We start from the raw sequence: 22,262 nt of genomic DNA, 5'->3' as shown, positions 1-22,262 counted from the left end.
CTCCGTTATTCCTTGATACCGAGGGCAGCGTTGACCACTTCCTTCTGCTGCAGGACGTGTTTGGCGGCGTAGCCGACGGCGGGGGAAGGCGACGAGACGCGTGCCACCGCGTCAAGGGTCTGGCCCTTCTTGATCAGGCGTTCCAGGCGATGATGCTTGGCGTACCAGGCACCCTGGTTCATCGGCTCTTCCTGACACCAGATCAGTTCCTTGAGATTCGGATACTTCTGCATCTCGTCGAAGAGTCGGCGATCGTCAAAGGGATACAACTGCTCGACACGCACCAGGACGACGTTGTCGATCTTCTTTTCCCGGCGCGCCGCCAGCAGGTCGAAATACACCTTGCCGGCGCAGGTAACCATGCGCGTCACCTTCTTCGGATCGACCTTGTCGATCTCGCCGATGATGGTCTGGAAGGTACCGTTGGCCAGTTCGTCGAGCGAACTGGTGGCGTCCTTGTGCCGCAGCAGCGACTTCGGCGTCATGACGATCAGCGGCTTGCGTTGCTTGCGCAGCATCTGCCGGCGGAGCATGTGATAGACCTGCGCGGCATTCGAGGGCACGCAGACTTCCCAGTTGAAATCGGCGGAAAGCTGCATGTAGCGCTCGAGACGCGCCGACGAATGCTCCGGCCCTTGCCCTTCGTAGCCGTGCGGCAGCAGCATGACCAGGCCGCAACCGCGGCCCCATTTTGCTTCGCCGGAGGATAGAAACTGGTCGATGACCACCTGCGCGCCGTTGGCGAAGTCGCCGAACTGCGCTTCCCAGACCACCATCTCGTTGGGCGCCGCCGTGGCGAAGCCGTATTCGAAGGCCAACACGGCTTCCTCGGACAGCACCGAGTCGAAGCACATGAAGTGACCCTGGTTTTCCTGGATGTTCTGCAGCGGCCAGAAGATGCCCTCGTCCCACTTCTCGCGATTCTGGTCGTGCAGGGCGGCGTGGCGGTGGAAGAAGGTGCCGCGGCCGACGTCCTCACCCGACACGCGGATGTTGTAGCCGGCGGCCACCAGCGAGGCATAGGCCAGGTTCTCGGCCATGCCCCAGTCGACCGGCGCCTTGCCCTCGCCCATCAGCTTGCGGTCGTCGATGATTTTCTGCACCCGCGAGTGCAGCGTGAAATTGTCCGGGACAGTGGTGAGGCGCGTCGCCAGGCGCTGCATCTCGGTCATCGACACCGTGGTGTCGCACTTCTCGGTGTAGGGCACGTTGATGTAGGGCGTCCAGTCGATGGAGAACTTGCTCTGGTAGTCGCTGATCACCGGGTCGATCAGGTGCCGGCCTTCATCCAGCGCAGCGCGATAGTCCTTGATCATCTGCTCGGCGTCGCCCTTGGCGATGACGCCCTGGGCTTCGAGCTTGTCGGCATAGAGCCGGCGCGTGCCGGGATGCTGCGCGATCTTCTTGTACATCAAAGGCTGCGTCACCATCGGCTCGTCCTGCTCGTTGTGGCCGAGCTTGCGGAAGCAGACGACGTCGATCACCACGTCCTTCTTGAATTCCTGGCGGTACTCCATGGCGATCTGGGTGACCAGCGCGACCGCTTCGGGATCGTCGCCATTGACGTGGAAGATCGGCGCTTCGATCATCTTGAAGATGTCGGTGCAATACAGCGAGGAACGGTAGTCGCGCAGGTCGGAAGTAGTGAAGCCGATCTGGTTGTTCACCACGATGTGCACCGTGCCCCCCGTGCCATAGCCGCGCGTATTGGAGAAGTTGAGCATCTCCTGGTTCACGCCCTGGCCGGCGACCGCGGCGTCGCCGTGGATCAGCACCGGCAGCGCCTGGACTTTGCCCTCGGCGCCGCGGCGCACCTGACGCGCATAAACCGAACCGGCCACCACGGGATTGACGATTTCCAGATGCGACGGATTGAAAGCCAGCGTGAGGTGCACCGGACCGCCCGGGGTGCCGACGTCGGACGAGTAGCCCATGTGGTACTTGACGTCGCCGGCCGAGAGCGCCGATTTCTTCTTGCCCTCGAACTCGTCGAACAGCATCGCCGGCTGCTTGCCCAGGGTATTGACCAACACGTTGAGCCGGCCGCGGTGGGCCATGCCGATCACCATTTCCTGCACGCCGACCGTGCCGGCGGTGCGGATCAACTGATCCATGGCCAGGATCAGCGCTTCGCCCCCTTCGAGCGAGAAGCGTTTCTGGCCGACATACTTGGTATGCAGGTAACGCTCCAGCGTCTCGGCGTGCGTCAGTTGCACCAGGAAGCGCTTCTTGTCTTCCGGCGTATAGGTCGGCGTGCCGCGAATCGGCTCCAGCTTGTTCTGCAACCAGCGTTTCTGGCCCACGTCCGAGATGTACATGAACTCGGTACCGATGGTGCCGCAGAAGGTCTGCCGGCAGGCCTCGAGGATTTCCCTCAGGGTGGCGGTATCGGGTACGGCAGCAAAGGACCCGGTCTGGAACACCTGGCCCAGGTCGGCCTCGGTGAAGCCGTAATGGGAGGGTTCGAGTTCGGGAATCGCCGGCCGCTCGCTGCGCTTCAGGGGATCGAGTTGCGCCCAGCGGTTGCCGAGGAAGCGGTAGGCATTGATCATCTGCAGCACCTTGACCTGCTTGCCATCGGAGCTGGCGGCGCGGGACGAAGCCTGCAGGGTGCCTTCCTTCGCCCGCTGGGCGAAGGAGGTGATCACCGGATAGTGGGCGACGTCGGGACCCGTGTAGTTGCCGGCACCCGGCAAGGTGCCGAGCTTGTCGAAATAGTCGCGCCATGCCGGCTCGACCGAGGCCGGATTGGCGAGATAGGCGTCGTAGAGTTCCTCGATGTAAGGCGTATTGGTGCCGAACAGATACGAGTTGGACAGCATCTGCTTCATCATTGCATCACCTGATTCTGAATGGGGTAGAGCAAAAAAAAAGGGGGGCGTGGTCCGCCCCTCCTTATGCCTCAGCGCTGGCCCAGCGGCTTGACGTCGCGACGCGCGGCGCCGATGTAAAGCTGACGCGGACGACCGATCTTGTACTCGGGATCGGTGATCATTTCTTCCCACTGCACCATCCAGCCCACGGTGCGGGCCAGGGCGAAGATGCAGGTGAACATCGAGGTCGGGATGCCCAGCGCACGCTGCACGATGCCGGAATAGAAGTCCACGTTCGGGTAGAGCTTCTTCTCGACGAAATAGGGATCTTCCAGAGCGATCTTCTCCAATTCCTTGGCCAGCTTGAACAGGCGGTCGTTCTCCAGACCCAGTTCGGCGAGGACGTCGGCGCAGACCTTGCCCATCAGCTTGGCGCGCGGATCGAAGTTCTTGTACACGCGATGACCGAAGCCCATCAGCTTGAAGCTGTCGTTCTTGTCCTTGGCGCGCTTGATGTACTCGCCGACGCGGGATACGTCGCCGATCTCCTCCAGCATCTGCAGACAGGCCTCGTTCGCGCCGCCGTGAGCGGGACCCCAGAGGCAGGCAATGCCGGCCGAGATGCAGGCGAAGGGATTGGCGCCGCTTGATCCGGCCAGACGCACGGTCGAGGTCGAGGCATTCTGCTCGTGGTCGGCGTGCAGCGTGAAGATGATGTCCAGCGCGCGGGTCAGCACCGGATTCGGCTTGTATTCCTCGCAAGGCGTGCCGAACATCATGTGCATGAAGTTGGCGGTGTAGTCGAGGTCGTTGCGCGGATACATGAAAGGCTGGCCGATGTTGTACTTGTAGGCCATGGCGACGATGGTCGGCAGCTTGGCCACCAGCCGGTTGAACGATACGTTGCGATCGGCCGGATCCGAAAAGTCCGTGGCATCGTGATAGAAGGCCGACAGCGCCCCCACCACGCCAACCATGACCGCCATCGGATGGGCGTCACGACGGAAGCCCTGGAAGAACTTGACCAACTGCTCGTGCACCATGGTGTGTTTCTTGATCGTGGTCTCGAACTCCGACTTCTGCACCTGGTTCGGCAGTTCGCTGTTCTTCAGCAGATAGGCGACTTCGAGGAAGTTGCAGTTTTCGGCCAGTTGTTCGATCGGATAGCCGCGATACAGCAACTCGCCCTTGTCGCCGTCGATGAAGGTCACCTTCGACTGGCAGCTTGCCGTCGAAAGAAAGCCGGAATCGTAGGTGAATAACCCGGTCTTGGCTCCGAGGGTGCGGATGTCGATCACATCGTTGCCGTGAACTCCTGTCATCACCGGGAACTCCACGGTCTTGCCGTCTATGGTCAGGCTTGCTGTGCGATTCGTGCTCATAATCAGATCCTCTTTCAGGTCCGTTGAAATGCTTCTGTCACTCAAAATTGGCGGCGGGTGAAACTTCCCGCAGCCGCTCGATCATTTGCTTCAGCCGTGGATCATCGGTGGTGTCCCTGCCGCTCACCAATGCCCACAAGTCATGGTCTTGCAGTTCCAGCAGGCGTTCCAGCGCCGCTTCGCCTTGCGCGTCGAGATCGCCTTCATGGCGCTCCCAGAAGCGATCGAAAACCAGATCCAGTTCCAGCAAGGCGCGCCGGCAATGCCATTTCAGGCGATTGATGCGTGCCTTGCGGTCCTCTTCCATGGTTCAGACGGCCCGGCGGACCATCATTTCCTTGATTTTGCCGATCGCCTTGGTTGGGTTCAGCCCCTTGGGGCAGACATCGACGCAGTTCATGATGGTGTGGCAACGGAACAGGCGATAGGGGTCTTCCAGGTCGTCGAGCCGCTCGGCGGTGGCCTGGTCGCGCGTGTCGGCGATGAAGCGGTAGGCCGCCAGCAGGCCGGCCGGACCGACGAACTTGTCCGGGTTCCACCAGAAGGACGGGCAGGACGTCGAACAGCAGGCACACAGGATGCACTCGTAAAGTCCGTTCAGCTCCTCGCGATCCTCCGGCGACTGCAGGCGCTCGCGCTCGGGCGGGGGATCGTTGTTGATCAGGTAGGGCTTGATCGAGTTGTACTGCTTGAAGAACTGCGTCATGTCCACGATCAGGTCGCGAATCACCGGCAACCCCGGCAGCGGGCGCAGCACGATCGGCTTGCCTGCGGGGAAGCTGTCCATCGCGGTGAGGCAGGCCAGGCCGTTCTTGCCGTTGATGTTCATCGCGTCGGAGCCGCAGACGCCTTCGCGGCAGGAGCGGCGGAAAGCGATCGAATCGTCCTTGGCCTTGAGCTTGACCATGGCGTCGAGCAACTTGCGGTCGGTCGATTCGATCTCGACCGAGATGTCCTGCATATAGGGTTTTGCGTCCTGATCCGGATCGTAGCGATAGATCTTGAATTGGACGGTACGGTTGGCGTTCGTCATCGTCGGTTCCTTGTCAGTAGGCGCGCTTCTTGAGCTCGATGGTATCGACACTCATCGGCTTCATCTGCACCGCCTTGTAGTCGAGGCGATTGCCTTCGCGGTACCACAGCGAGTGCTTGAGCCAGTTCTTGTCGTCGCGTCCGTCCGGCGTTTCCGGGGTATCCGTGGCGTCGTCGCGGACGTGGGCACCGCGCGACTCGGTGCGCGCGTTGGCCGATGTGATGGTGGCCTTGGCGACTTCGATCAGGTTGTCGAGTTCCAGCGCCTCGATGCGGGCGGTGTTGAACACCATCGACTTGTCCTTGATCTGGGTCTGCGCCACCTGCCCGGCGATTTCGCCGATGCGCTGCACCCCCTCGGCCAGCATGTTCTTGAAGCGGAACACGCCGGCATGTTTCTGCATGGTGCGCTGCATGGTCAGCCGTGTGTCATGCACGTCGGCGCCATCCTTCTGGTGGTTCAGGCGATTGACGCGCGCCAGGGTCTTGTCGATGGCTTCCTGCGGCAAGGGCTTGTGCGCATTGACGCTGTTCTTCAGATCGGCCACGGCGGTTTCTCCGGCCGACTTGCCGAACACCAGCAGGTCGAGCAGCGAATTCGTACCGAGGCGATTGGCGCCGTGCACCGAGGCACAGGCGCATTCGCCGGCGGCATAAAAACCCTGCACCGGAGTGCTCTGGTTGCCGTCCTTCGGCACCACGACCTGCCCCAGGTAATTGGTCGGAATGCCGCCCATCTGGTAGTGGGCGGTCGGCACCACCGGCAAGGGCTCCTTGAGGCAATCGACACCGGCAAACTGGACGCCGATTTCATGTATGCCCGGCAGGCGCTTCATGATGGTCTCGGGCGGCAGGTGGGTGATGTCGAGCAGCACGAAATCCTTGTTCGGCCCGCAGCCGCGGCCCTCGTTGATCTCGGTGGTCATCGCGCGCGAGACCACGTCGCGCGAGGCAAGATCCTTGGCATTCGGTGCGTAGCGCTCCATGAAGCGCTCGCCGGCCGAATTGCGCAGGATGCCGCCTTCGCCACGCACGCCTTCGGTGATCAGCACGCCGGCACCGGCCACGCCGGTCGGGTGGAACTGCCAGAACTCCATGTCTTCCAGCGGAATGCCGGCACGCGCCGCCATGCCCAGGCCGTCACCGGTGTTGATGAAGGCGTTGGTCGACGAATAGAAGATGCGCCCTGCTCCGCCGGTGGCGAAGATCGTCGCCTTGGCGTGGAAAACCACGATCTCGCCGGTTTCCATGTCCATCGCGGTGACGCCGAGCACGTCGCCCTCGGCATCGCGCACCAGATCGAGCGCCTGCCATTCGACGAAGAACTGCGTATTGACCTTGATGTTGCGCTGGTACATCGCGTGCAGCATGGCGTGACCGGTGCGGTCGGCCGCGGCGCAGGAACGGCGCACCGGCTTCTCGCCGAAGTTCGACATGTGGCCACCGAAGGGGCGCTGGTAGATCTTGCCGTTGTCGAGGCGGTCGAAAGGCATGCCGTAGTGTTCGAGTTCGACCACGACTTCATTGGCCTTGCGGCACATGAATTCGATTGCATCCTGGTCGCCGAGCCAGTCGGAGCCCTTGATCGTGTCGTACATGTGCCAATGCCAGTGGTCTTCCTCGGAGTTGCCCAGCGAAGCCGCGACACCACCTTGCGCCGCCACGGTGTGCGAGCGGGTAGGAAAAACCTTGGTCAGCACGGCGGTCTTGTAACCGGCCTCTGACAATTGAATTGCAGCGCGCAAGCCTGCGCCGCCGGCGCCGACGATGACTGCGTCGAATTTGCGAACGGTGTAATTCATGATTGCCTTCCGCTGGGCCGTCCCAAGGAAGGCCGACAAGAATTATTGATGGAGCGAAGCGAACCGTTGTCACCCCTGTTCTTGAAAAAGGGGCTGGGGGATATGTGATTCATCACAGTCTCCAGATGATCTGTACGGCCCAGCCGGCGTAGCCGATCAGGGCAAGCAGCGTCAATACATGCAGGATGACGCGCAGCGCCGCCGAATTGAGGTAGTCCATCCAGATGTCCCTGATGCCGACCCAGGCGTGGTAACAGAGGCTGACGATGAACAGGAAACTGATAAAGCGGATGAAGCCATTGGCCATGAAAGCCTGCCAGGCCTCGCGCGATGCGGTTGCGCCGCCCAGTGCCGCGGCGAGGATGATCAGCGTATACACGGCCATGACGACGCCGGTGACGCGCTGCGCCAGCCAGTCCTTGAGGCCGTAATGAGCACCAACAACGAGACGGTTCATGTCAGTAGGCTCCCAGCAATTTCAGACCGAAGACAAGGGTCAGCGCCAGGCTGATGACCATCACCGCCATTGCCGATGCATGGGCCTGCTGCTTCTCGACACCGACGTGGACGTCGATCAGCAGGATGCGAATGCCCATGCAGAAGTGATGCAGGAAGGCCCACAACAGGCCCAGCAGGATGAGTTTGACCAGCCAGTTGCCGGTCACGGCGGCGAAGAGTTCGGCGCTTTGCTGAGTCGATCCGAGCGAAAGCTGCAGCAGCCAGATAAGCAGCGGGAGCATCAGGAACAAACCGGCGCCGCTGACGCGGTGCAGTATCGATGCGAATCCGGCCAGAGGCAGCCGGATTTCATGAAGCGCCAAATACTTTGGACGCTGTTTGGTCATCTCTGGCATAGGTAAATCCCTCCTTTACGCGCCGTTTTTGATGCGGCGCACTATAAAACAATACGTATCGCCTGAAAACAATTTTTATACGGACCGCTATCCCAGCTCGTTGAAATAGCAGTGATCGTTGGTCGAATACAAACCCCGTCGCCACTCGACGGGTTTATCGGCATAGGAGAAGCTGACGCGTTCGACCGACAGCAGCGGACTGCCCTCCGCCACGCCGAGCAGTTCCGCGCTGGAACGATCCGCGGGCACTGCGCGCAGCCGCTCCTCGGCGCGAATCATGCGGACGCCGAATTGATTTTCGAAGAAGCTGTAGAGAGACCCCTGATAATCGCGCAGCATATCCAGGGTGACCGTGCCGAAGATGCTTCCCGGCAGGTAGATTTCGTCTACCACGACCGGCTTGCCGGAAAACTTCAGCAGGCGGCGCACGATGTTGATCGGATCGCCGATGTTGAGTTCGAGCATGCGCGCGACTTCGGGGCCGGCCTTGGCGCGCCAGCATTCGAGCGGCATGCTCTGCGCCTGTTCGATGCCTCCCGCCAGCGGTACCAGGCGCAGAAATCGGAAAAAGGCGCGGGGGTCGTCGTGCGATGCAACAAAAGTCCCCTTGCCTTGGCGCCGCAGCAGCAGATTCTCGGCCGCCATCTCGTCGATGGCCTTGCGCACGGTTCCCTGACTGACGTTGAAGCGTATCGCCAACTCGGATTCGCTGGGTATCGCCTCGCCCGGACGCCATTCGCCCGATTCGAGCCTTTGCAGCAGCAGGCTCTTGATCTGGCGGTAGAGGGGACTGAAAGTCGGTGACGACGCCCCGGAGGATGCCCCCTTGGCGGGCGTCGCGGAAGATGCGCTGCTTGCCTGCGCATCGGTGGAAGCCCCTTTCGGGGATAGGGCAGAATGCGGCATGGGCGACATTGGAACATATTTTTTCCGGCTCGTCCACACCATGTCTTATGTCTTATATAAGACAACTAACAGATATTGACACAGCGCAGCATCAGTTTTAAGATTTCGTCCGCTATCTTCGTCGTAACGTCCGCAAGCATCGCTGCCGCGTCGCGCGCCATCCGATCAGCCGGCATTCATGCAGTCTTGACCAATCGATTCAAACTGATACAGGAGTTCAAAAATGGCAAAAGCCCCCGTTCGTGTTGCAGTGACCGGCGCCGCCGGACAAATCGGCTACGCCCTGGTGTTTCGCATAGCTGCCGGTGAAATGCTCGGCAAGGATCAACCCGTGATTCTGCAAATGCTCGAACTGCCGATGGAGAAGGCCCAGGCGGCCTTGAAGGGCGTCATGATGGAACTCGACGACTGCGCCTTCCCGACGCTGGCCGGCATGGTCGGTACCGACGATCCGAAGCTCGCCTTCAAGGACGCCGATTACGCCCTGCTGGTGGGCGCCAAGCCGCGCGGCCCGGGCATGGAGCGCAAGGACCTGCTGATGGAAAACGCCAAGATCTTCATCGAACAGGGCAAGGCATTGAACGATGTCGCTTCGCGCAACGTCAAAGTGCTGGTGGTCGGCAACCCGGCCAACACCAACGCCTATATCGCCATGAAGTCCGCGCCCAGCCTGCCCAAGAAAAACTTTACCGCCATGCTGCGGCTGGACCACAATCGCGCGATTTCCCAGCTCGCGACGCGCACCGGCAAGACTGTTACCGACGTCGAAAAGATGATCGTGTGGGGCAACCACTCGCCCACCATGTACCCCGATCTGCGCTTCTGCACCGTCGCCGGCACCGCTGCTCCCGCCGCGATCAATGACGAGGCCTGGTACCGCAACGAGTACATCCCGACCGTCGGTAAGCGCGGCGCCGCGATCATTGCCGCCCGCGGCGCATCGTCGGCCGCTTCGGCCGCCAACGCCGCCATCGACCACATGCACGACTGGGCGCTCGGCACCCAGGGCAAATGGGTCACCATGGGCATTCCTTCCGACGGCAGCTACGGCATCCCGCAGGACATCATCTACGGCGTACCGGTCACCTGCGAAGGCGGCGAGTACAAGCGCGTCGAAGGCCTGGCGGTCGACGACTACTCGCGCACGATGATGGACAAGACCCTGGCCGAGTTGCAGGAAGAGCAAGCCGGCGTTTCCGGCCTCCTCGGCTGATGACGGACGACAGGATGCGGCGCAGCACACTGAGGTCAAACTGAGGTGAGCCAGCCGCTGCATCCTGCCGCTGTCCTGTATCGGGGCGCCAAGCCCTTTCCGGCGCTCGCCGCCTGCGAGCATTTCGCCGGCTCCGAAAAAAACCTGCGCAAGGCCTTGCAGCTGCAGTCGGAGCTGCTGGTCGACGGTCGTCCGGTGTTCGACATCACCGCCGATTGCGAGGATGGCGCGCCCGCCGGACGCGAAGCCGAACATGCGGAAATGATCGCCGCTCTGCTGCTGGGCCCCGACAATCGCCACGCGCGGCTCGGCGCGCGGATTCACGACGTAACCCATGCACATTGGCGCGACGATCTGCAGATCATCGTCGGCCGCGCCGGTGCGCGGCTGGCTTACATCGTGTTGCCCAAGGTCGGCAGCGCCGACGACGCGCTGACCCAGATCGCCGCCCTCGATGAAGTTCGCAGCCTCTACGGCATCGAGCGCGCAATACCGGTCCATGTGCTGATCGAGACGCCCGGTGCTTTGCATGAAGTCTGGCAGATCGCCGCGCTGCCCCATGTCGAATCGATCGACTTCGGACTGATGGATTTCGTCAGCGCCCATCATGGCGCGATTCCCGGCAGCGCCATGCAGTCGCCGGGACAGTTTTCCCATCCGCTGATCGCCCGCGCCAAATGCGAAATCGCTGCCGCCGCCTTGGGCAACGGCGTGATTCCCGCACACAACGTGACCACCGAACTCAACGATCCCGATGTCGCGCGCGAAGATGCGCGCCGCGCGCGCAAGGAATTCGGTTTCCTGCGCATGTGGAGCATCCATCCGCGCCAGATCCAGCCCATCGTCGAAGCCATGCGGCCGGATTTTGCCGAAGTGACGGAGGCCGCCGGTATCCTGCTGGCCGCGCAGAATGCCCATTGGGGACCGATCGCCTGGGAAGGCAAGCTGCATGATCGCGCCTCCTATCGCTACTACTGGGAGCTGCTGCGCCGGGCGCATGCCACCGGCGCCGCATTGCCGGCCGAGGCAAGGCATCGCTTCTTCCATACCACTTTCGCGTCCAGCCCGACGCCCGCCATAACCAATTAACCGATTTCAACGAGAGGACCTCATCATGCTTGAAGCCTATCGCCAACACGTCGCCGAACGCGCCAGCCTTGGTATTCCGCCCCTGCCCCTGAGCAAGCAACAAACCGAAGCACTGGTCGCCCTGCTGCAGGCCCCACAGCAGTTGCCAAATGCGGGCGAAGAGGCCTTCCTGGTCGACCTGATCACCCAGCGTGTGCCGGCCGGCGTCGATGATGCCGCCAAGGTCAAGGCCGAATTTCTCGCGAAAGTTGCCGCTGGCGCTACGGCGTGCCCGCTGATTTCCCGCGAGAAGGCCACCGAACTGCTCGGCACCATGGTCGGCGGCTACAACGTCAAGCCGCTGATCGACATGCTCGACGATGCCGTGGTCGGCGCGATCGCCGCCAAGGCGCTGAAGTCCACCCTGCTGATGTTCGACTTCTTCCACGACGTCGCCGAAAAAGCCAAGACCGGCAGCTCCAACGCCAAGGCCGTGATGCAATCCTGGGCCGATGCCGAATGGTTCACCCAGCGCCCCGCAGTGCCGCAGAAGATCTCGGTCACCGTGTTCAAGGTCACCGGCGAAACCAACACCGACGATCTCTCACCCGCTCCCGACGCCTGGAGCCGTCCCGACATCCCGCTGCATGCGCTGGCCATGCTGAAGAACGCCCGCGACGGCATCACGCCCGAAAAGCCCGGCGAGCGCGGCCCGATGAAACTGATCGAGGAACTCAAGAAGAAGGGCCACGCGGTCGCCTATGTCGGCGACGTGGTCGGCACCGGCTCCTCGCGCAAGTCGGCGACCAATTCCGTGCTGTGGTGGACCGGCGACGACATTCCCTTCGTGCCCAACAAGCGCTACGGCGGCTTCTGCCTCGGCAGCAAGATCGCCCCGATCTTCTTCAACACCCAGGAAGACGCCGGCGCCTTCCCGATCGAGTGCGACGTCTCGCAAATGCACATGGGCGATGTCATCGACATCTATCCCTACGACAGGAAGATCGAGAAGAACGGCGCCGCGGTCTCGACCTTCGACTACAAGTCGGAAGTGCTGCTCGACGAAGTCCGTGCCGGCGGCCGCATCAACCTGATCATCGGCCGTGCCCTTACGGCCAAGGCCCGCGAATTCCTCGGCCTGCCCGCCTCGACGCTGTTCCGCCTGCCGCAGCCCCCGGTCGATTCCGGCAAGGGCTACTCGCTGGCGCAGAAAATGGTCGGTCGCGCCTGCGGCCTGCCCTTAGTTGCCAACAATCAGCAAGGCGTCCGCCCCGGCACCTACTGCGAACCGAAGATGACCTCGGTCGGCAGCCAGGACACCACCGGCCCGATGACCCGCGACGAACTGAAAGACCTCGCCTGCCTCGGCTTCTCCGCCGACCTGGTGATGCAGTCCTTCTGCCACACCGCGGCCTACCCGAAGCTGGTCGACGTCAAGACCCACCGCACCCTGCCCTCCTTCATCACCGCGCGCGGCGGCATCTCGCTGAAGCCCGGCGACGGCGTGATCCACTCCTGGCTGAACCGCCTGTTGCTGCCCGACACCGTCGGCACCGGCGGCGACAGCCACACCCGCTTCCCGATCGGCATTTCCTTCCCGGCCGGCTCCGGCCTGGTGGCCTTCGCCGCCGCCACCGGCGTGATGCCGCTGGACATGCCGGAATCGGTACTGGTGCGCTTCAAGGGTTCGCTGGCCGAAGCCGGCAAGCGCGGCATCACGCTGCGCGACCTGGTCAATGCGATCCCGTTCTACGCCATCAAGCAAGGCCTGCTGACCGTGGCCAAGCAGGGCAAGAAGAACATCTTTTCGGGGCGCATCCTCGAAATCGAAGGCCTGCCCGACCTCAAGGTGGAACAGGCCTTCGAGCTCACCGACGCCTCCGCCGAGCGTTCCGCCGCCGGCTGCGCGGTGCGCCTGAACAAGGAACCGATCGTCGAGTACATGCGCTCCAACATCACGCTGATGAAGTGGATGATCGCCGAAGGTTACGACGACAAGCGCGCCCTCGGTCGTCGCGTCAAGGCCATGGAGAACTGGATCGCCAACGGCACCTTGCTCGCTCCCGACGCCGATGCCGAATACGCCGCCGTGATCGAGATCGACCTGGCCGACGTCAAGGAACCGATCCTCGCCTGCCCCAACGATCCGGACGACGTCAAGCTGCTGTCCGACGTCGCCGGCGAGAAAATCGACGAGGTCTTCATCGGCAGTTGCATGACCAACATCGGCCACTTCCGCGCCGCCGGCAAGGTGCTCGAAGGCAAGTCCGACATCCCGACCCGCCTGTGGATCGCCCCGCCGACCAAGATGGACGCCATGATCCTCAACGAGGAAGGCTATTACGCGATCCTCGGCAAGTCCGGCGCGCGCATGGAAATGCCCGGCTGCAGCCTGTGCATGGGCAACCAGGCGCAGATCAGGAAGGGCAGCACGGCCGTGTCGACCTCGACGCGCAACTTCCCCAACCGGCTGGGCATCGACACCCGCGTCTATCTGTCGTCGGCCGAGCTTGCGGCGGTGACGGCACTGATGGGCAAAATCCCGACCATGGCCGAGTACCTGGAGCAGGTGCAGGCGGTCAACGCCAAGGCCGCCGACGTCTATCGCTACATGAACTTCGACCAGATCGCCGAGTTCAAAGAGGTGGCGGATACCGTCACCGTGTAACGAGCCTCAAGGCGCCGTATCACCAGCGCCGACTTTTCAGACCGCCCCCGACGGGAAATCGTCGGGGGCGTTTTTTTAAGTAACCTGACTCAATACGCCGCTTGCTGGTGGAGACAATCTCTGCTCTGGTAGCAAAGCTCTCTTCACGGGTTGCCACTCAGGTTGAAGTAGACGATCGGCAGGTAGCCTGAGTAATTGCTTCGCGGACGATCGACGTATGTTTCCGATGGTACGCAACGCATAGTCCGCATAGAACATATCCACGCATCGACTGAAATAGCCGTCGTGGCTGATTCGTAGGGCGTTGAAGAAAGATGGGTCCTGAGCGTAGTAGTTAAAGTACACAGTCACGTCATTCGACAAATCATGGCGGTTAAAAATCGCCCCGTATTCGTCGCAAAGCAGGCGCTCGGTATCAATTGCTCCGGCAGCGACCAGCGAACTCATGAAACCGCGCGTAGTCGTGAAATCACTTTTCACATAAAACCTTGCGCCCTCAAGCCCGCTGAACGCTACCAGTTCGCCACTCAATAAGCGCAAGACGATTGCCACCAAGTCGGAATCGCGAAGATAAAGCTCCCCCTCTTGCTGAAGATTGACGTACGGGGAAATCAAAAAGTGGCGTATTCCCAAACCGTACAACTGTGGAATCAGCCGCTCAAGGCTTTGCGCATTTTGCCGATTGAGCGTGAAACTGATGAATACTCGCTGCCTGACGTCTTCGGGCAGTGCCGAAAGATTATCTAGTGTCTTGCGGAAGGTGCCAACCCCGCGAATTGCGTCGTGCACACGCTCGTCGCCGTCGATACTGACATCGATGTAATCAGGTTTGATCTCGGCGAGTTCGCTACGCTTGCGCACATCCATTAGCGTTGCGTTAGTCACGAGACCAAAGCGCAAGCCAGGCACCGTGGCGCGCATTTCATCAAAACGTCGCAACAAAGTTCGCGTCAGTTTCCAGTCGATCAGCGGTTCCTTTCCTACATTGCCAAAGGTGCGCGCTCCCAAGGCAATCAACTCGTCAAAACAGCCTGCCCATTCTGTAGAGGAAAGGGCGCCTCTTTTGTGTTCGTAGCCTACATAGCAGTGAGTGCATGTCAGGTTGCACACGTTGTTGACGAAGTAGGAGATTTCCAAAGGTTTGTCCGAATAGAAATCAGGGGAGACTACCTGCTCCGCCGTCACTGAAAAGCTTTGGCGACCGAAGCCGCCGTTACTACCTGAGATTCCGAGTGCCATAGCTACTCCTTCAACTGGGTGAGCAAACCAAAATCAATTTTGTCAGCGGCACAACTAAAGTGCTTCAAAGAATTCCTTAAATGCCTGTCTCGACGTCTCAGTCATCGCTTCTTTGTACTTGTCGCATTGGCCGCTACTTCCGCCATGGTCTTTGAGTTGGTGCGCAGCTTCCCATCGGGCACGCAATTTATGATAGTCACTATCCTTATCAAACAGGAATAGAGTTTCAATTCCGTAAACATCTCTAAAGAATTTCAGTCGCTCATCACAAAAATGCGCTGGATTGTCGACCACGACGTTCAGAGTTCTAATTTTCTGTCGCCAAGACTTTGACCGATTTACCTGCGATAAGACAAAACGAACATTAATGTCCTTGTATGAATAGCCAATCAGGATGGGGATTGCGTCACCCAATCGTTGGTCAAAATCGCCAGCGATGCTCGAAGCGCCTATGACGTTGACCACTCGCCGCATTCTCATATCGTAATCAGTCCGACTCGCAACGATCGAAGTTCCCCCTGAGTCGGTACAACATCCGTGGTACTTGATCAAATCCTTTCTCGCCAGTCGGCCGGGTGTGGAAATCTGCGATTCCCACTTTCCGTGCCCTTTGCATGCCGTAGGATCAAATAGATGCCTTGTGTACGGAATCTTGCTTTTCTTCAGGGATTTTTCTAGCAAGCAATCCCAGTTGGTTGTGTAGATCACGTCAAATTTCTCTACCAGTGCAGCATGAGCAGCAAGATCGAGTTTGCGATTATTCGTATATTTCGTGAGACGAATATCTACTGCCTTAATGAACGCGGATTTACCTAGCGGTATCTTCTTCTCCCCTAACGCATAAAAATACCACTCCGCAGCCAACGTGAAATCGTCAGCCTCAATTCCAAGCACATTCTTGGGTGGCTTCAATCCCGGCTCATCGCGAAATACGTCAGACACCCATTGCGATATTTCATTCCATAGTGGAAATTGTGGATGCGCATTGCATGAAAACCCTGCACCGACCAACGCCACGAACTCCTTGCTGCGCGCTTTATTCTTTGCCGTCTTGACTCTATCTACGCATTTGGATATCGCGATACTAGTCATCCTTACCTCCTCCCAAGCGTCAAATATCCCAGCATCCCACTTAGCAATGCAATAGCCACCGAAGCTGGTCCCCATACCCACCACGCGGCCTCGCGGAACGTCAAGCCATCAAATAACAACTTGCCCAACGTCGGCACTGTTGCGTCTACACCCAATCCAACGAACTCAATAGCAACTAGCAGAAACAGGATTTCAATCAATCGCGATCGCACCACCGTTGCATACCTGCGCAAAACTGCGGGCAGGGCGTGACGCAAGAATACTTTTTGTTCAGAAAGCCCAATAGAGCGCTTTGCTTCAATGAACGGCTCTTCCATAACGGTCAGCGTCATTCGATACGCAACCAGGATTTGCGAAGGCAAGACCGCCAACAAAATTACGAGTACAGGGGACCACCATCCTGCTCCCGAATGCGCAGCCAGCAACAACGCAAGCAGAAGTGTCGGCAAGGCTTGCAAGACATGAAATCCGGCAATCAGGGTGCTGCGTATCGAGTGTTGAGGGATACGTGCCAGCGCTAGCCCACCCGCTAAGCCGATGCAGAATACTGCGCCAGACACAAAGGCAAAGGACGCTGCGTCATGCATCACAGCTCGAATAAGTTGATCCATGACACCGTGGCCAGACCAGTCCGTCCCAAGCCAATGCTGCATCGATGGCTGCGCGAGTTTATCAAGCATGATGCTTGTTTCGCGTGGGGATGCGATTGAGCTTCGGAACCAGCCGCGCAGCATATTCCACGCCCACACCATAAAGAAACAACAGCCAGAGTACGCTGATGCAACAGCCGATCAGGACCGGATAGTCAAAACGTTTTGTCGCGCTGACAAATATTGAGCCGAGTCCTTGCACGCCTATCGCCGCCTCGGCGAGGAACAGGAACCCGAAGACAAAGGCAAGAATGGATTCACCTAGCGCAATGGCGTCGAACGCAAGTGGGCGAATGGCGATTCTGAACCAAATCGTGCGCTCGGCAAATCCGAACGCACGAAGGGCGCAGACGAATGGTGCCTTTTGTAAATCCTGAATGCGTGTAGAAATGGTGCGAAATACACTAAGAGACGGATAGAGGCCCAGCGCGCATCCGGCGACCATTTGTGCCGTCAAGGGTTGCGTGAGGAAATCACGGGGCGCAATGGTTAGGAAAACCACGAAAGGGACACTTGCCATAAACGCATAAACAAATTCGACGCGGCTCATAATCCGGGGCCGCAATGCGGCCAATACACTTGCAGCCGTGCCGAAGACAAAGGCGAATACCAACGCGGTAACGATCAATAGCGCTGAATTGGTCCAAGCTTTACCAAGGAGGACGCTGACAGGCACGCCATACGAGAGGGAATTCCCCAATTCCCCCGACAACAGGTTTGCCACGAGTCCTACATATGCTTGCCAGGCCGCCTGAAACCCGACTGCTTGATCGTGCGCCAGGGTTGATCCGGAAATGACGTATCCAGCGCCGGAAAATCCCGCCAACACCGCAAATACCGGAACCGCCGGTAGCAGTAAAGTGCTTGCCAACGCAATCGATAGGCGCTTCGCGAGAGTCAGGTCCAAGATGTCAGAATCTCATGAAGGTTTGGCTGGCCTTGGGCGTACCAGTTTATAAAACTTGTATCCCAGAGGGTGCAAGGGAAGCTCGAATCGCCCATCCGACGCGCGCGCCGCAATCGAGTAGTAGAGTGGGAGCAACGGCACATCTTCATGCATCAAGCGAGAAATATGAAGCAGTGCCTGCTGTGCATCGTCAGGTTGCATGGTGCGCAGGCCCGCTGCAAGCCGATCAACTTCAGGATTGGCATACCGATTGAAATTGTTGCCACCAGGAGGAAATGAACGACTCAGGAAAGGGGTAAGGAAGTGCGTTTCTTCGGAAAACAGCGGTCCCCAATAAAGCTGGATCAGGTCGTATTTCCCCGCCAGTAGCCGCTCAACGAGAATTGGGAACGCCACGCTCTCAATCTCCAATTCGATGTTTTGCTTACGCAAGTCTTCGGCAATGCGCTGCGCAACACTGCGAGATAAAAAGTCGTCAAACGTAACCATCCGCAGCGGATGAGGCAGCTTTATATCAGGTTGTGCATATGGTTTAGGAGAATTGGCGAGGTCTCGAAGTTCAGCTTCGGCAAGCCGTGGAAAGATTGCGTACGGATATATACCAGCGGATGCGCGACCGAATTTCCCAACGCTGCCTTGAATGTTTTCATAGTTCATCAAGTTAGCTAAGTACCGTCGTTGTGCGGAATTGGGAATTCGCTCCAAGTTGACGAGAAGAAAATTGAATTGAGTCCATTCTTTTCTATCGACGATAAATTTTCCGCTCTGAATCTCCGACGATATCTGTGCCTCAGCAGCAGGGGTGAGATCGAGGAAATTTGTTTGACCGGCGATCAGAGCGCGGACCGCCGCACTCTGATCGGCAACCACACTAATTTCAATTTTAGAAGCCCACGGAAGCGATTTTGCGCCGTCGCTCTCCCAATACTCACCGTTCCGCGCCAGGGTAATGCCAGCAGTTGGATCGTATTTTTCCAACACAAACGGCCCCGTGCCAACAGGCGACATTTTTGCCTTATCACCTTTGCATGCGATCACTCTAGGATGAACGATGCTAGCGAAGGCGACGCTCAAGGTCTTGGGGAAGCCGAAATCAGGCTGTTCCAGGTGAAACTCAATGGTTTGATTGTCTATCACTTTGATGCCATCGATATCCGTAGCTTTCCCTTCAATAAAAGCACGCGCTCCAACGATATGAGAAAAGTAGCTCGCACCTATCGATTTAGTTGCGGGTGTTAGCAAGCGGCGCAGGGAATACTTCACATGTTCCGCGGTTACTTCTCGTTCCTGGTCTGTTTGAAAGCATGGATCGGCAACAAAACGAACCTTCTCACGCAACCTGAAACTCCAGGTGCGACCGTCTTGCGATTGCCATGATTTGGCCAATCCAGGAACAATATTGCCTTGAGGATCTAGTTCGGTGAGCGTAGAAAAGAGCTGCTTGACGAGTTGAATATGGTTCGCGTGGAACGCATCCAGTGGATCAAACGAACTGATTTGCCCTTTATCAAGGGAAATAATGTCACGCACAATAGTCTGCGCGACTGGGTCGTTTCCGACAGAGCGGCCACGCAAAAATAACGCCAAAGCCGCGACAATCACTATTAGCAATACACCTACGATCTTCTTCTTACTCATATTTCTGCTCCAGGTCATGCCATTGGAGATAAGCTTCCGCGGGATGATTCGACTAGGCTTCGAGTTTGCGGGTGCTGTGGGTTATTGAACACTGTCGAACTAAAACCGTGCTCAACCAACCTACCCTCGTACATTACATAAACTCTGTCGGCAATCTCCATTGCCGCAGCGATATCGTGTGTGACCATAAAAACGGACCGCTCTCGCTTTTGCTGCTTTAGACACTGCAATATGACAAGCCGTGAAGGAGGGTCAAGCGAAGAAGTCGGTTCGTCGACCACCAGTAAATTTGGCTTACAGGCCAATGCCATCGCTAAGGCTATGCGCTGAGCAATTCCACCGCTCTGCTCATGTGGGTACTGCATGAGCCTGCGATCCGGATCGGGAACCGAGAGTTGCTCGAAAAGGTCGATAGCAGCTTGCCTCCTCGACGGAGGGGGCGCCTGCGAATGAAGGGCAAGAACTTCGTCTATTTGTGCACCAATGCTGAGATAGGGATTGAGGGAGCTTTGCGGATTTTGGAATAAATACGAAATCTGTCGCCCTCTGATTCTTGGCAAGTCTTTTGCAGGTAGATCGAGGACAGATCGATGATCGATTTCAATTCGCCCGGAGTACGTTGCTGCGTTATCAAGTCGTGCGAGCGCCTTAACAGTCAATGTCTTGCCGCAACCCGAACTACCTACTAGAGCGACTATCTCTTGATAGTCGACATGTAGATATATGCCGTTTACTCTGGTGACCAATGAGCCATCGTTCTGAAGGAACGACACTGAAAGGTCCGACACTTCAAGTAGATGAGAAAGAGGTGCTGAATTTACGGCCATCTAGAATATATCCATTCGTCAAGACGAATATGCGCCAGGTTTGAGCCGTGCAATCTGCTTCATACGCGTCCGTGGCTGCATGGCGCGACCAATGGCCATCTACTCAAAAAAACACACACGCTGATCAGGCGTCTTAAAGCGATTTTCGAGTGTAGTTCTTAGCTCCATAGGAACGCTCGCCCATCGATCAGTAAATACGCTCCAGAAGATATCGTTGATGTACTCAGAACACTCACGCTGCAACGCTATTGCCTCGTCTTGCACCTTCGGCGTAGCAACTATGTCTTTAGGCTTTTGAACTTGCGGCAGTGCTGATTCGCTCTGCCCATGAATGTGCGCCGATAGGAGTCGATATGGATCCTCTTGGCTTCGCGTTTTAATAGTGCGCAGCAAACCAAAGCGGGCCGGGTATCTAATTATCATTTCTCCGATGTACTTCAGTAACTCCGTTTTCAACTTGAACCCTTCGCCAGTATCTTGAACTCGACGCCACTCAATTGGATGGTCTTTGAAGTAGAGCCAAGCCAACGAAAGGTCTATTTGTAGTCGTAGTGAGTTAAGCGCGGGACGAACAAGACCTAACGCGACACAAGCAATCCCTTCTTGAGCCGCAGAAATCGTTGCGTCAAGAAGGCAATCAGCGGTCCCTGTGGTCTGGCTTGTACGCAAATACTGTAACCAAAGCAGCAATTGCTTGCACGCATCTTCTCCCGCCGCAACGATTGCGACGCCTCGGCTATCACAATTCGCTGTCGCCAACGTTGAAAGCTCGGTAAGTTCTTCTTGAAGTGAGCTCACTTTTCAGCCCTGCTTAGTGTCCAATCTCTGATTGGACGGTGAACGTGCTCGTTACGCAGAATGGTTGCACATCTAAGGATGTCCTTTGGCGGCACCCGTTGAGTTAACCGGCCAACCCAATCACGTAGCGACTTACGGGAAAGCGCCGGTACATCTTCACGCGCGACCAAACCCAGATCGGCAAGTCTTAGGGATAACTTCTCCACCGCTTGCGCAGTAGTAAGCCCTGCTTCGGCCCTTAATAAACGTTCAACTCGCTCTCCAACGGATGCATCGCGAGACTGGGCTAGATGCTTTTTTTCTGAGGACTTAGACGTAGCTTCGTCGAAAAAGTGAGCCTGCCCCGCATGACGTAGCGAAGATACTCTCGCGTTGATCTCTTCCGACGTCAAAGACTTAAGTTCTGTAACCAACCGATGAATATCTTCTTCACTGAGGTCTAAGGTCGCGAAGAAGGCCACGACACGAGACAAACTGTCTTTCATGAAGATATCCCAAGTTCTTTACCAATCTCCATGGCAAGTGTCTCGATGTTGCTAGTTACACGCAGTCGATGGGGCACAAGCTTATCGGTCGCAAACCCCGTGTAGCTGGGATTCGCCGCAAGAAGAGATGAATGATAGAGCGGGGTCGAAAGGGTTCGGGTTCCGAATTTTGGATGACTTCGAAGGATATTCTCCACCGCAGGGTTGTAGTTCGACCGCGGAATCCCATTCAACACAATCAATTGCTTTGGTTTTTGCTTCAAGGTTGGCAAATCCGAAACGAAGGCGTCAAGTAGTTCAAGACCGAGAATCGAAAACCGATCTGGTCGCACCGGGATAAGCAGATGTGTTGCAACCTCAAGGGCGCACAAGGTCATGAAAGAGCTACTTGGGTTGCAATCGATACATACTAAATCCATCGTAGCCCGAGCATTGGCGACGAAGGTTACAAAACGATTCTTGACCGGCTTTAGCGAGTTCGCGTCGTCTATTAGCGAATACTTCACGAGACCGAAATCACCCGGAACAAGTCGGAGTTCGGCTGGGTTGTTCTTCACTTTCTTGAGAAGAACGCTTACATCAGCAAGTGGCGGCGGTGGCGCAAGGTTTGTCGTGATAGTGAATAGAGAAGTCTGAGGTGCAGGTTCCATCACGGACAAGATGGTCCGGTTTTCCTTTTTCAAGTTCTCGTAAGTTGCTTGATGAACCACAGTTTGAGTCAGGTTGAACTGAGGATCGAAATCGATAAGGAGAGTTCGCTTGAGGAGCTTCAGGTAAAGGACACGCATAACGTGCGCAGAAATCGCCGTCTTTCCAACACCGCCCTTCATGTTGAGAACGGCAACTACGGGCGCAAGGGCTGGAATATTTTTCGCTACCACTACTTTC

The 22,262-nt window shown here is 57.8% G+C and carries 20 protein-coding genes; 3 read left to right on the top strand and 17 right to left on the bottom strand.

Going from position 1 to position 22,262, the window contains the following annotated elements:
• Positions 1-5 precede the first annotated feature (5 nt).
• From RMO95_RS21665 to RMO95_RS21630, 8 genes are all read right to left on the bottom strand, one after another.
• Positions 6-2,831, bottom strand: a complete 2,826-nt coding sequence (locus tag RMO95_RS21665; protein ID WP_310452781.1) for a 2-oxoglutarate dehydrogenase E1 component — start codon at positions 2,829-2,831, stop codon at positions 6-8.
• Between the two features lie 71 nt (positions 2,832-2,902).
• Positions 2,903-4,195, bottom strand: coding sequence for a citrate synthase (gltA, locus tag RMO95_RS21660; protein ID WP_310452765.1), 1,293 nt, complete (start codon positions 4,193-4,195; stop codon positions 2,903-2,905).
• 37 nt (positions 4,196-4,232) lie between these two features.
• The gene (locus RMO95_RS21655; RefSeq protein ID WP_310452764.1) at positions 4,233-4,502 is read right to left on the bottom strand and encodes a succinate dehydrogenase assembly factor 2; all 270 of its coding nucleotides are present in this window, start codon (positions 4,500-4,502) and stop codon (positions 4,233-4,235) included.
• Between the two features lie 3 nt (positions 4,503-4,505).
• Positions 4,506-5,228 carry a succinate dehydrogenase iron-sulfur subunit gene (locus RMO95_RS21650; protein WP_310452763.1) on the bottom strand — a complete coding sequence of 241 codons (723 nt, stop codon included), beginning with the start codon at positions 5,226-5,228 and terminating at the stop codon, positions 4,506-4,508.
• 13 nt (positions 5,229-5,241) lie between these two features.
• Entirely contained in the window at positions 5,242-7,029 is a 1,788-nt protein-coding gene (gene sdhA, locus RMO95_RS21645; RefSeq protein ID WP_310452762.1) for a succinate dehydrogenase flavoprotein subunit, read from the bottom strand.
• Positions 7,030-7,141: 112 nt separating this feature from the next.
• Positions 7,142-7,486, bottom strand: coding sequence for a succinate dehydrogenase, hydrophobic membrane anchor protein (gene sdhD, locus RMO95_RS21640; RefSeq protein WP_310452761.1), 345 nt, complete (start codon positions 7,484-7,486; stop codon positions 7,142-7,144).
• A gap of 1 nt (position 7,487) precedes the next feature.
• Positions 7,488-7,874 carry a succinate dehydrogenase, cytochrome b556 subunit gene (gene sdhC, locus RMO95_RS21635; protein WP_310452780.1) on the bottom strand — a complete coding sequence of 129 codons (387 nt, stop codon included), beginning with the start codon at positions 7,872-7,874 and terminating at the stop codon, positions 7,488-7,490.
• Positions 7,875-7,970: 96 nt separating this feature from the next.
• Positions 7,971-8,789, bottom strand: a complete 819-nt coding sequence (locus RMO95_RS21630; RefSeq protein WP_310452760.1) for a GntR family transcriptional regulator — start codon at positions 8,787-8,789, stop codon at positions 7,971-7,973.
• Positions 8,790-9,012: 223 nt separating this feature from the next.
• On the opposite strand from RMO95_RS21630, the gene RMO95_RS21625 reads away from it, so the two are divergent.
• Genes RMO95_RS21625 through acnB form a run of 3 tightly spaced genes read left to right on the top strand, consistent with a single transcriptional unit; the run spans position 9,013 to position 13,738 of the window.
• Positions 9,013-10,002: a malate dehydrogenase gene (locus RMO95_RS21625; RefSeq protein WP_310452759.1), complete on the top strand. Its 990-nt coding sequence runs from the start codon at positions 9,013-9,015 to the stop codon at positions 10,000-10,002.
• Positions 10,003-10,047: 45 nt separating this feature from the next.
• Positions 10,048-11,091: an HpcH/HpaI aldolase/citrate lyase family protein gene (locus tag RMO95_RS21620; RefSeq protein ID WP_310452758.1), complete on the top strand. Its 1,044-nt coding sequence runs from the start codon at positions 10,048-10,050 to the stop codon at positions 11,089-11,091.
• Positions 11,092-11,116: 25 nt separating this feature from the next.
• Positions 11,117-13,738: a bifunctional aconitate hydratase 2/2-methylisocitrate dehydratase gene (gene acnB / locus RMO95_RS21615; RefSeq protein WP_310452757.1), complete on the top strand. Its 2,622-nt coding sequence runs from the start codon at positions 11,117-11,119 to the stop codon at positions 13,736-13,738.
• Positions 13,739-13,813: 75 nt separating this feature from the next.
• On the opposite strand, the gene RMO95_RS21610 is transcribed toward acnB, so the two are convergent.
• From RMO95_RS21610 to RMO95_RS21570, 9 genes are all read right to left on the bottom strand, one after another.
• Positions 13,814-14,977 (bottom strand): radical SAM protein, encoded by a 1,164-nt coding sequence (locus RMO95_RS21610; protein ID WP_310452756.1) that lies wholly within the window; start codon positions 14,975-14,977, stop codon positions 13,814-13,816.
• A 54-nt stretch (positions 14,978-15,031) separates the two neighbouring features.
• Positions 15,032-16,069 (bottom strand): SIR2 family protein, encoded by a 1,038-nt coding sequence (locus RMO95_RS21605; protein ID WP_310452755.1) that lies wholly within the window; start codon positions 16,067-16,069, stop codon positions 15,032-15,034.
• Between the two features lie 2 nt (positions 16,070-16,071).
• Positions 16,072-16,749 (bottom strand): ABC transporter permease subunit, encoded by a 678-nt coding sequence (locus tag RMO95_RS21600; protein ID WP_310452754.1) that lies wholly within the window; start codon positions 16,747-16,749, stop codon positions 16,072-16,074.
• Positions 16,742-17,626: a hypothetical protein gene (locus RMO95_RS21595; RefSeq protein ID WP_310452753.1), complete on the bottom strand. Its 885-nt coding sequence runs from the start codon at positions 17,624-17,626 to the stop codon at positions 16,742-16,744. The genes RMO95_RS21600 and RMO95_RS21595 overlap by 8 nt, the downstream gene beginning before the upstream one ends.
• Positions 17,627-17,638: 12 nt before the next feature.
• Positions 17,639-19,264 carry an ABC transporter substrate-binding protein gene (locus tag RMO95_RS21590; RefSeq protein ID WP_310452752.1) on the bottom strand — a complete coding sequence of 542 codons (1,626 nt, stop codon included), beginning with the start codon at positions 19,262-19,264 and terminating at the stop codon, positions 17,639-17,641.
• A 14-nt stretch (positions 19,265-19,278) separates the two neighbouring features.
• Positions 19,279-20,091, bottom strand: a complete 813-nt coding sequence (locus tag RMO95_RS21585; RefSeq protein ID WP_310452751.1) for an ABC transporter ATP-binding protein — start codon at positions 20,089-20,091, stop codon at positions 19,279-19,281.
• A 99-nt stretch (positions 20,092-20,190) separates the two neighbouring features.
• Complete coding sequence (locus RMO95_RS21580) at positions 20,191-20,889, bottom strand: hypothetical protein (RefSeq protein WP_310452750.1); 699 nt, start codon at positions 20,887-20,889, stop codon at positions 20,191-20,193.
• Positions 20,886-21,374: a hypothetical protein gene (locus RMO95_RS21575; protein ID WP_310452749.1), complete on the bottom strand. Its 489-nt coding sequence runs from the start codon at positions 21,372-21,374 to the stop codon at positions 20,886-20,888. The genes RMO95_RS21580 and RMO95_RS21575 overlap by 4 nt, the downstream gene beginning before the upstream one ends.
• Positions 21,371-22,255, bottom strand: a complete 885-nt coding sequence (locus tag RMO95_RS21570; RefSeq protein WP_310452748.1) for a ParA family protein — start codon at positions 22,253-22,255, stop codon at positions 21,371-21,373. Before RMO95_RS21570 ends, RMO95_RS21575 begins: the two co-directional genes overlap by 4 nt.
• Positions 22,256-22,262 lie beyond the last annotated feature (7 nt).

Source organism: Sulfuritalea sp., from assembly GCF_031426875.1.
In the GTDB taxonomy this organism is placed as follows: Bacteria; Pseudomonadota; Gammaproteobacteria; order Burkholderiales; family Rhodocyclaceae; genus Sulfuritalea.
Note: the sequence above shows the minus strand (reverse complement) of the source record. Positions and strands in the feature narration are given on the sequence as shown.